Source organism: Streptomyces katrae (genome assembly GCF_000966975.1).
In the GTDB taxonomy this organism is placed as follows: domain Bacteria; phylum Actinomycetota; class Actinomycetes; order Streptomycetales; family Streptomycetaceae; genus Streptomyces; species Streptomyces katrae.
On sequence record NZ_JZWV01000808.1, the window covers coordinates 1 to 3,032 of the forward strand.

At 74.2% G+C, this 3,032-nt stretch carries 3 protein-coding genes and 1 pseudogene; all 4 read left to right on the forward strand.

Annotated elements, in window-relative coordinates:
* Positions 1–268: pseudogene (locus VR44_RS27070) on the forward strand (urease accessory protein UreF); the annotation flags it as partial.
* Between the two features lie 41 nt (positions 269–309).
* Positions 310–996: an urease accessory protein UreG gene (ureG, locus tag VR44_RS27075; protein ID WP_045950232.1), complete on the forward strand. Its 687-nt coding sequence runs from the start codon at positions 310–312 to the stop codon at positions 994–996.
* Positions 993–1,808, forward strand: coding sequence for an urease accessory protein UreD (locus VR44_RS27080; RefSeq protein WP_094191939.1), 816 nt, complete (start codon positions 993–995; stop codon positions 1,806–1,808). Before ureG ends, VR44_RS27080 begins: the two co-directional genes overlap by 4 nt.
* 173 nt (positions 1,809–1,981) lie before the next feature.
* On the forward strand, positions 1,982–3,032 hold a 1,051-nt coding region (locus VR44_RS27085; RefSeq protein ID WP_045950233.1), incomplete at its 3' end, for an alpha/beta fold hydrolase.

The following is a 3,032-nucleotide window of genomic DNA, read 5'->3' on the forward strand; positions in this document are numbered from 1 at the left end:
CCTGGACGCCGCGCACGTGGCGGCGTACGAGAGCGTCAGCGGGCCGGCCACCGCCACCGTACGGCTGCTGGGCCTCGACCCCTTCGAGGCGAGCGCGGTCCTGGCCGGACTGGCACCCGACCTCGACGCCGTCGCCGCCCGGGCCGCCGAGGCCGCGCTGCTCGCGCGCACCGAGGGCACGGACGTGCTGCCCGCGGCCTCCTCACCGCTGCTGGACATCGCGGCTGAGGTACATGCCGACTGGGCGGTACGCCTCTTCGCCTCCTGAGCACGGGCACCCCCCACCGAACACCCCCAAGGAGACCTGCCGTGCACCTCGACCACGACGTGACCTATCCCCACCGGCACACCCACAGTGCCGCACCCCTGCGCACCGACGGCACCCGCCGCGCCCTGCGCATCGGACTCGGCGGCCCCGTCGGCTCCGGCAAGACCGCCACCGTCGCCGCCCTCTGCCGGGCCCTGCGCGCCGACCTGTCCATGGCCGTCGTCACCAACGACATCTACACCCGCGAGGACGCCGAGTTCCTGCTCCGTGAGGCGGTCCTGCCCCCCGAGCGGATCAGCGCGGTCGAGACCGGCGCCTGCCCGCACACCGCCATCCGCGACGACATCTCCGCCAACCTGGAGGCCGTCGAGGAACTGGAGGAGACGGTCGGCCCGCTCGACCTGATCCTCGTGGAGTCCGGCGGCGACAACCTGACCGCGACCTTCTCCCGGGGCCTGGTCGACGCCCAGATCTTCGTCATCGACGTGGCGGGCGGCGACGACATCCCGCGCAAGGGCGGCCCCGGCGTCACCACCGCCGACCTCCTCGTGGTCAACAAGACCGACCTCGCCCCGTACGTCGGCTCCGACCTGGAGCGGATGGCCCGCGACGCCGCCGAGCAGCGCGGCGACCTGCCCGTCGCCTTCCAGTCCCTGCGCGGGGCCGAGGGCGTGGCCCCGGTGGCCGGCTGGGTCCGCGAGCGGCTCGCCGCCTGGGCCGTACGGTGACCAGCGCACCCCCCGTCGAAGCCCCCCTCGCCGAGGCGCCCCTCGCCGCCCCGTCCCCGGCCGGTCTGCGGGCCACCGCCCGCATCGCCGCGGCCGCCGACGGGCGCGGCGGCACCGCCCTGCCCGTCCTGGCCGGGGAGGGGCCGCTCGCCCTGCGCCGGGTCCGCGGTGAAGGGGCCGAAGCGGGCGTGATGCTGGTCGGGGCGATGAGCGCCCCCCTCGGCGGCGACCACCTCGTGGTGGAGGCCGACGCCGGACCGGGCGCCCGCCTCGCCCTGCGCTCGGCGGCCGCCACCCTGGCCCTGCCCGGCCGGGGCGGGGAGGGCGCGCGCTACGACGTACGGCTGAGCCTGGCCGAGGAGTCGGCGGTGCGCTGGCTGCCGGAGCCGCTCGTCTCGGTGCGCGGCAGCGACCTGCGGGTCTCCACCCGCGCGGAACTGGCCCCCTCCGCCCGGCTGATGCTCCGCGAGGAGCAGGTGCTCGGACGCACCGGCGAGGCCCCCGGCCTGCTGCGCAGCCGCCTCACGGTCACCCGGGGCGGCCGCCCGCTGCTGGACCAGGAGCTGTCGTGCGGACCCGGCGCGCCGGGCGGCTGGGACGGCCCGGCCGGCCTCGCCGGGCACCGGACGCTGGGCCAGCTCCTGGTCGTGGACCCGCGGTTCGAGCAGGATCCGCCGCCGGCCGCGGTGCTGGGGGAGTTCGCCGCGGTCACCCCGCTGGCCGGTCCGGCCGTCCTGGTGACGGCCCTGGCCCCGGACGCGCTGCGGCTGCGCGAACTGCTGGAGGAGGCGGCAAGGACGTACGGCTGGTGAGACACGGGCGTCCGGCGGGTGAAGGGCAGGCGGTTCAGGGCGAATGGGACACCGCTCAGCGGTACACCCGTTTCCGGTTATCGGCTTGGCAAAGAACTCGACCTCGGTCTGTTGCCAGGTACCCGTCAGACGAAAGGATCCCCCTGACCCAACCCGGCCGCCTCACGCGGCACATGACCAGGGGGATCAACCACGTGATACGCAACGCGACGCTGGGGAGCGCCGCCACCCTCATCACCGGCGCGCTGGCGGCGGGCCTGCTGCTCGCGCCGTCCGCCTCGGCGGCTCCGGCCCGCAAGGACAACGGGCCCGCGGAGGCCGTCGGCGCCCAGATCGCCGCCGCCCGCGCCGCGCGCGCCGGCATCGACTGGAAGGACTGCCCGGCCGACTGGGGCTTCGAGAAGCCGATCCAGTGCGGCTGGGTGAAGGTGCCGCTCGACTACGCGAAGCCCTTTGGCAAGACCATCGACATCGCCGTCGACCGCGCCGTCAGCACGGGCACCAAGGAGGAGCGCCAGGGCGCCCTCGTCTACAACCCGGGCGGCCCTGGCGGTTCCGGCATGCGCTTCCCGCGCCGGGTCACCACCAAGAGCCCGCTGTGGGTCAACACCTCCAAGGCGTACGACTTCGTGGGCTTCGACCCCCGCGGCGTCGGGCACTCCGCGCCGATCTCCTGCATCGACCCGCAGGAGTTCGTGAAGGCCCCCAAGGCCGACCCGGTCCCGTCCAGCGAGGCCGACAAGCTCGCCCAGCGCAAGCTCGCCGCCGAGTACGCGGACGGCTGCAAGGAGCGCAGCGGCGAGATGCTGCCGCACATGACCACCACCAACACCGCGCGCGACCTGGACGTCATCCGGGCCGCCCTCGGCGAGAAGAAGCTGAACTACCTCGGCGTCTCCTACGGCACCTACCTGGGCGGGGTCTACGCGACCCTGTTCCCGGGCCACGTGCGCCGCATGATCGTCGACTCGGTGGTCAACCCCGACACCGACAACATCTGGTACCAGGCCAACCTGGAGCAGGACGTCGCCTTCCAGACCCGCTGGAACGACTGGCAGGACTGGGTCGCCAAGTACGACTCCACCTTCCACCTCGGCGACACCCGCGCCAAGGTCGAGGCCAAGTACCAGGAGCTGCGCGCCCAGGCCAAGGCCAAGCCGCTCGGCGGGGTCGTCGGTCCGAACGAGCTCATCGGCTTCTTCCAGAAGGCCCCGTACTACGACT